Source organism: Niallia sp. MER 6, from assembly GCF_023714395.1.
Lineage (GTDB): Bacteria > Bacillota > Bacilli > Bacillales > Cytobacillaceae > Niallia.
In genome coordinates this window covers 437530-445122 of record NZ_JAMAUK010000002.1, presented here as the reverse complement: position 1 = coordinate 445122, position 7593 = coordinate 437530, and the positions used below count along the sequence as shown (strand labels likewise).

The following is a 7593-nucleotide window of genomic DNA, read 5'->3' as shown; positions in this document are numbered from 1 at the left end:
CTGTTTAGCAGACGGGATCTCTGTCCCACTGGCAGTTACGTTTTACCCCGGCTACAGTTATAATAAGCCCATATAAAAAATGGTCAACTAGAAATATTTTCATTTCTGGTTAACCTTATAATACGAAGGTTGGTAGATTTATTAGAAAGACGAGTGTAGATGAGTTGCCTCAATTGTTTAATGTCTTAAAGGGTGAGATGAGCTTAGTAGGTCCAAGGCCACCACTACCGAGAGAAGTAGATGAATATACAGATTATGAAAAACAGCGACTAACTGCAGTGCCAGGTTGTACTGGATTATGGCAAGTAAGCGGAAGAAGCAGTATTGGTTTTAAAGAAATGGTAGATTTAGATTTAATGTATATCCAAAAAAAATCTATCTTATTTGATATGAAAATTATACTTAAGACAGTAAGAGTAATGTTTGGGTCAAAAGACGCATTCTAATTTAATTGTTAAAAGGAGTAATGTATGAAAATATGTTTTGCTGCTTCTTCTGGTGGACATTTGGAACAAATAATGATGCTATCCCCTTTGATGGAAAAGTATGGAGGTTTTGTTCTGACTGAGAAAACTTCGTATGAGAATAATACAAATAATCATAATAGATATAGAGTATTACAAGTAAATAGACGTGAGTTACTATTCTTAGTAAAAATGATTTTAATATTTATCCAAAGTCTATATATTTTTATAAAAGAGAAGCCAGATATTGTAATATCAACGGGAGCTCTCGCTACTATACCAATATGTCTATATGCTAAAATTTTCAAAAAAAAACTAATATTTATTGAGTCTTTTTCAAAAATCAATTCTACTACTATTACTGGAAGGTTAATGTATAAATTTGCAGATTTGTTTATTATACAATGGGAAGAACTAAGAGAATTTTACCCCAAATCAACATATGGGGGTGGAATATATTGATTTTTGTTACTGTAGGTTCACAAAAGTTTCAATTTAATAGAATATTAATAGAAATAGATCGATTAATTGAAGAAGGAAAGATTACAAAGGATCTGGTTTTTGCTCAAATTGGTTATTCAACATATGAACCTCGGAATTATAAGAGCGTAAATTTTTTGAATAAAAGTGAATTTCATGACATTATTAAAAACAGTGATATAGTTATAAGTCATGGGGGAACAGGGTCTATCATTAACAGTGTGAAAAAAGGGAAAAAGGTTATTGGTATTCCTAGGAGAGCAGAATACGGTGAACATGTAGATAATCATCAAATGGATATAATAAATGAATTCTCAGATTCAAATTTTATATATCCAGTGTATGAGGTTGAAGAGTTAGAAAAAGCCTTAGATCAGATTAATAATGTGGAATTTAAAAAATATATATCCAATACATCAAGCATTGTAAATATTATTGAAGAATTTATTAATGGATAAAACAATAAGAAATAGGTGTAAACATGAAAGTACTAATGATTGGTTCGCATCTTAAGGTGCCAGGTGGAATAACTAGAGTAGTAAAAAATTATATAGAGGGAGGATTACCACAAAAAACCAAGTTTGAATATTTTCCAACTTATTACGGAAGTAATCACCTAATTAATTTGTTTTTTTATATTGTACAATATATAAAGTTATTTGTTTTTATAGTTATTCTAAAAAAAGAATATGATGTTGCCCATATCCACATGTCGTATAAAGGTAGCTATGAGAGAAAAAAACATATAATTAATGTTTTAAAATTATCTAAAATACCAGTAATTCTACACATGCATGGTTCCCAGTTTGAGGATTTCTTTAATAGTAGTAGCGAAAGAAAAAAGAATGAGATTATAAATTTAATAAATAGTGTTAATGTAATTATTGCTCTTGGGAAACAGTGGGAAGACTACTATAAAAACTTAAGTAATACAAAAGTCATTTCTCTAGACAATGCTGTTTTTCCTAAGGAGAGTAATGATGAAGAAAAAAACTATATAACATGTATGGGAGTACTTTCTAAGAGGAAGGGTACATTTGACTTAATTGATGCTGTTAATCTTATTAAAGATAGTATAAGTAATGATTATAAATTTTTAATTGCTGGTAACGGAGAAGTAGAAAAGGCAAAGAGAAAAATTAAAAATCTTGGGCTGGAAGACTTATTTATAGTTCCAGGTTGGATTTCTGATCAGAAGGAGATTGAAGAAATTTATAGTAAGACTATATTATATATACTTCCTTCCTATAATGAAGGGATGCCTATGTCTATTTTAGAAGCTATGAGTTATGGTATTCCAATTATATCTACTGATGTAGGTTCAATTCCTTCTGTTCTAGGACCAGATAATGGTTTGTTGGTTAAGCCAGGGAATACAATGGACTTAAGTGAAGCTATAAAATTATTATTGTCAGATACAGAAAAACTTAATGTAATGAGAAAAAGCAATAAAACAAAAATTAAAAAAGATTATAATATTTACAATTCAATAGAGAAGATATTGCAAATATATAAAGATGTTAAATATGAAAAAAAATAAATATTGTATAGTATTATGGAAATGGGGAAATAAATTTGTTGGTATCGTCATTATCTAAAGTTTCAGTAATTATAACTACATATAATGTTGAAAAATATATTCTGTTTGCCTTGGATTCTGTTTTACGTCAAAGTTATAAAAATATTGAGATAATAATAGTAGACGATTGTTCCAGCGATAATACTAAAAACATATTAGAGAATATAGGCGATTCGAGAATTAAAATATATTTTAATGAAAATAACAAAGGTCCTTCATATTCTAGAAATAAAGGAATTGAAAAGGCTACTGGAAAGTATGTTGCTATATTAGATAGTGATGATTGGTGGGAAGATAGTAGACTTGAAAAATGTATTGAAGCTATAGAAAAAAGTAACGTAAATGTAATCTGCGATGATATAAATTTTATTATAGATGGTGAAGTAAACCCGTATTCTACTTTATTTAATTCAAAAGAATTAAAAATAATAAAACCTACTTCTATTCCTATAAATCTTTTTATCAATAAAGATTTAGGGCTCCTTAAACCTATATTAAATAGAGATTTTATTATTAAGAATAATATTAAGTATGCTGAAGAAGTCAAATACGGTGAGGACTTTTTATTTTTGCTAGAGGTACTAAGACATGGAGAAGTTTTATTGATACCTAAAGGATATTATAACTATAGAGAAAGAGAAGGTTCCTTAGTTAGAAATAGTAAAATTCTTTTTGAGGGGTTAATAAATAGTACAACTAATTATTTAAATAACGAGTCAGATACAATACCACTAGAAGTTCAAGTATTATTGAAGAGTCGCCTGGAGAGACATAGGAATCTATTAACTTGGGTATTATTTAAGGAAGACATTAAAAGATTTAAACTATTATCTGTTCTAAAGAGGATTATAACAAAACCTAAATTTTCACTTTTTTTAATTGGTTTTCTATATAGTAAATTAAAAGTAACAGGTAAATAAATCTATTGGAAATAATATATACACAAGATAAATTTTTTATCAGAATAATACGTTTTTATAAATGTTTGTAGAAATAGTTGCTTCTTTTATATTAATACCCTATTGCTATAAAATTTTAGTGCTCCAATATGAAAAATATCTTTTTGTTTTATTGTCTTGTTTATTGGAAAATTTATCTTCTTGTTACGTGTTCAATGTATTAAAATTAACAGTATCGAGAAAGTATAAGTATAAAGAAGGTTGGGAAATTTATTAATGAATAATAAAGATATTAGTGTTTTCTCAGTAGCGAATAATAAATACATTCAACCATTAGCTGTTATGTTATATTCATTAGTCGAAAATTCATCAGTTGAAAGGATTAATATATATATTATTGATTCTAATCTTACTGAAGAAAATAAAAAGAAGCTAAATAAAACATTTGAAAAGTTATTACATGTTAAGATAAATTATTTAATAGTTGATGATAATGACTTTTTAGAATTTCCTATCAGTAGGCATATTACAAAAGAAGCCTATTATAGGTTAGTAATTCCAGAACTATTAAAAAACCATGAAATAGATAAAATTATTTACTTGGACTGCGATTTATTGGTTTTAAAAGATTTGAATGAATTAATATCAATTGACTTAGAAAATAATGCCTTAGGAGCAGTTCGTGATTTAGGAGGCTACGATAGATATATAGAACTAGGTATGCTAAATCCAAAGCAGTATTTTAACTCAGGAGTTATGGTTTTGAATCTAAAATATTGGAGAGAAAATTTAATAACAGAAAAAGTTATAGAATATATACGGAACAATAAAGAAAAACTAACCTACCATGATCAAGATGCCTTGAATGCAGTGTTACATAATAGTAGTAAGCTTGTCGATATAAAATGGAATGTACAATCTAGTATGTTTACAAGAAATATACCTGATGATTTATCTACTAATATTAAGGAAGCTTTAAGTTCTCCAGGGATAATCCACTTTACTGGGTATTATAAACCATGGTTACTTGAAAGTAACCACCCTTATAAAAAATTCTATTATGAATATCTTTCTAAAACAGCATGGAAAGGCTATAAACCTAAAATTACATTATTAGGATTTTTAAAAAAAATAAAGGCTTTTATTAAAAATAATAAATAACCAAATTTAGGGGAAAAAAATGAAGGATATAATTACTAAGATAATAAATAAAGGCTTTTTTCATATATTTGGTGCAAGTGTAATAAATAAAGTTGTACAATTTTGTAGTAGTATCTTTTTAGTTAGATTCGTTACTCAGGAAAGTTTCGGTGCATATGTATACTCTCAAAATATTCTAAACATAGTTATGATATTAACAGGATTAGGAAGCTTAGCAGCTGCTTTACAATATGGCAGTGAAACAGATGAAATTAGAAAAAAAAATGCATATTTTGATATAGCTTTGAAAATTGGTTTGCCATTTAATCTTTTCCTTTGTTTGGTAATTGGGATTTGGAGTCAAAAATATTATAATGTAGAATCTAATTTAAATGTACTTTTACTTATGATAGCAATGCCCTTCTTTATATATGTTTTTGATTATTATCAAAATTATTTACGCACAAATTATAAAAATAAAGAATTTTCAAGGGTTTCAAGCATAAACACAGTTGGTATTTTTTTTCTTTCTATTTTTGGTGCTATTTTTTTTGATATATTAGGGGTTATATTAGGTATGTATCTTGCTTATGCAGTATCTATTGGGTATTCCTATTATATTTGTAGAGAAATTAAGAGAGAGAACAGCTATACATTAAAAAAAACAGAGAAAAAAGAGTTCATTAAATATGCAATAAATTCATTGCTAAACAATGGTATTGCTCAAACTATATATCTATTAGACATTTTTTTACTAGGCTTACTACTTAAAGACCCTATTCTATTAGCTACGTATAAAACAGCTACTTTAATTCCCTTTGCATTAAGATTTATACCAGTTTCCATAATGACGTTTATTTATCCTTATGTTGCAAAAAATAGAAAAAATAATAATTGGATTCTTAATAATTATAAAAAGATAACCATATCACTTTTTTCTTTTAATTTATTTCTTTTTATAATCCTAGAGATTTTTGCTCCCTTAATTTTTAAGATAATGTTTGGAAGTGAGTATGTGGAAGGAATAATGTATTTTAGAATTTTAATGATAGGATTCCTAATTGATAGCACATTAAGAGTTCCAGCTGGAAATATATTAGCTATGATGCAAAAAGTAAAACAACTAATATTTATAAATGCTTTTTGTGGTGTAATTAATTTGGTTTTAGATATTATTTTAATTGAGAAATACTCTGCACTTGGTGCTGCATATACTAATGTAATAGTTATTGGTATTAGTTCTATGTTTTATACTGGCTATTTATTAACTACCTTGAAAAAGAATGCTACAACTAAGGAGAAAGCAAGTATTTCGAATTAGAAAAAAATGTAAGAGTAATACTTTGACTTTTATTTTTTAGTATATATGTCTATGAAAAATATGGATTCTAATGTTTAATAAAATGTATTAAATAATAAAAAGCTATGTATAGTATGTTGGTAAAGTAGTTAATAAAATTAGCTTTAGTTTATAATAATTTAATAAAAGATAGTTCACCGTGTTTTTATATATTTGTGTCTTTGAGACCAGTCTTATAACGGAATTGTATTCTTTAATATAAAGAGAGTAGAAAATAAATATGTGAGGGGAATATTTATGACTAATATCACAGTAGCAGGAACCGGTTATGTAGGGCTAGTCACAGGTGTTTGTTTAGCTGAAGTGGGTCATTCGGTTACATGTGTGGATAATATTCAGGATAAGATTGACCTTTTAAACAAAGGTATTTCTCCTATTTATGAACCACAGTTGGATGAATTGATTGTTAAAAACTCTCAAGCTGGCAAAATGGCATTTACAACAGATTATGAAAGCTCTTATGCTCAGTCAGATGTTATCTTCATTGGGGTGGGAACTCCTGAAAATGAAGATGGATCAGCAAACTTAAACTTTGTATATACAGTTGCCCGCCAAATTGCGGAGAATATTCAAAGAGACTGCCTAGTTGTCATTAAGTCAACGGTTCCGATTGGAACAAATGATAAGGTGGAAGTCTTCATTAAAAACCATTTAAAACATGATGTGAATGTAGAAGTTGCTTCTAACCCAGAATTCCTTGCACAAGGTACAGCAGTTAGAGATACATTGAATGCATCTCGTATTGTTATTGGTGTTGAAAGTGATCGAGCGAAGGAAGTGCTGACTGGAATTTATGAACCATTCAATCAGCCAATCCTTTCTATGAACCGTCGTAGTGCAGAAATGGTTAAGTATGCGTCAAACGATTTCTTGGCACTAAAGATTTCCTTTGTAAATGATATTGCAAACCTTTGTGAAGCAGTTGGTGCTAATATTGAGGATGTTACTAACGGAATGAGCTACGATGCTCGTATTGGTAATAAGTTCTTGAACCCTGGAATTGGTTATGGCGGATCTTGCTTCCCGAAAGATACGAAGGCATTGCACTGGTTATCTGAGGAAGAAGGTTATGTTCTTCGTACAGTTAAAGCTGCTATTGAAGTAAATGAAAAGCAGCGCTTCAAGCTGATTAAGAAGGCAAGACAGGATTTCCCTACCTTCCAAGGATTGAAGGTAGCTGTTCTTGGATTAACGTTTAAACCGGGTACGGATGATTTAAGGGAAGCTCCATCTATTCCAAACGTTCGTTTGTTATTGAATCAAGGTGCTAAAGTTCATGCATTTGATCCAGTTGGAGTAGAGAACTTCAAGAAGATTTATCCGACACAAGTTGTGTACGAAGATTCTCCTGAAAAGGCTTTGGAAGATGCAGATCTATGCTTTGTGTTTACAGAGTGGGATGAAATTAAAACAATTGATTTGAACTCATTCAAAGAAAAAATGAAGACGCCATATGTATATGATGGACGTAATTGTTATTCATTGGCTGCAGCGAAAGAAGCAGGCATTAACTATCAATCTATTGGTAGACCTGATGTAAAAGAGTTCAAGGTTAAAGAAGAAATAGTTCTTTAATATAATAGATAAGAGCCCTTTCCACTACTGGGAAGGGCTCTTTCCATTTCACCCCCAATACTCCCTCCAATAAGGACACAAAACCCACCCCAAAAT

Annotated in this window: 7 protein-coding genes and 1 pseudogene; all 8 read left to right on the top strand. The window is 29.1% G+C overall.

Annotated features, from left to right (window positions below; translation table 11 throughout):
- Nucleotides 1-113 precede the first annotated feature (113 nt).
- Nucleotides 114-446 (top strand): annotated as a pseudogene (locus M3600_RS04675) (sugar transferase); the annotation flags it as partial.
- 24 nt (nt 447-470) lie between these two features.
- Nucleotides 471-926, top strand: coding sequence for a PssD/Cps14F family polysaccharide biosynthesis glycosyltransferase (gene pssD, locus M3600_RS04670; RefSeq protein ID WP_251644833.1), 456 nt, complete (start codon nt 471-473; stop codon nt 924-926).
- A complete protein-coding gene (pssE, locus tag M3600_RS04665; RefSeq protein WP_251644832.1) occupies nt 923-1402 on the top strand; it encodes a PssE/Cps14G family polysaccharide biosynthesis glycosyltransferase in 480 nt (159 codons plus the stop codon). The genes pssD and pssE overlap by 4 nt, the downstream gene beginning before the upstream one ends.
- A 23-nt stretch (nt 1403-1425) precedes the next feature.
- Nucleotides 1426-2484, top strand: coding sequence for a glycosyltransferase family 4 protein (locus M3600_RS04660; RefSeq protein WP_251644831.1), 1059 nt, complete (start codon nt 1426-1428; stop codon nt 2482-2484).
- A gap of 35 nt (nt 2485-2519) precedes the next feature.
- Nucleotides 2520-3443: a glycosyltransferase family 2 protein gene (locus M3600_RS04655; protein WP_251644830.1), complete on the top strand. Its 924-nt coding sequence runs from the start codon at nt 2520-2522 to the stop codon at nt 3441-3443.
- A 255-nt stretch (nt 3444-3698) separates the two neighbouring features.
- Nucleotides 3699-4583 carry a glycosyltransferase family 8 protein gene (locus M3600_RS04650; protein WP_251644829.1) on the top strand — a complete coding sequence of 295 codons (885 nt, stop codon included), beginning with the start codon at nt 3699-3701 and terminating at the stop codon, nt 4581-4583.
- A 19-nt stretch (nt 4584-4602) separates the two neighbouring features.
- A complete protein-coding gene (locus tag M3600_RS04645; RefSeq protein ID WP_251644828.1) occupies nt 4603-5883 on the top strand; it encodes an oligosaccharide flippase family protein in 1281 nt (426 codons plus the stop codon).
- Between the two features lie 276 nt (nt 5884-6159).
- Entirely contained in the window at nt 6160-7497 is a 1338-nt protein-coding gene (locus tag M3600_RS04640; RefSeq protein ID WP_251644827.1) for a UDP-glucose dehydrogenase family protein, read from the top strand.
- Nucleotides 7498-7593 lie beyond the last annotated feature (96 nt).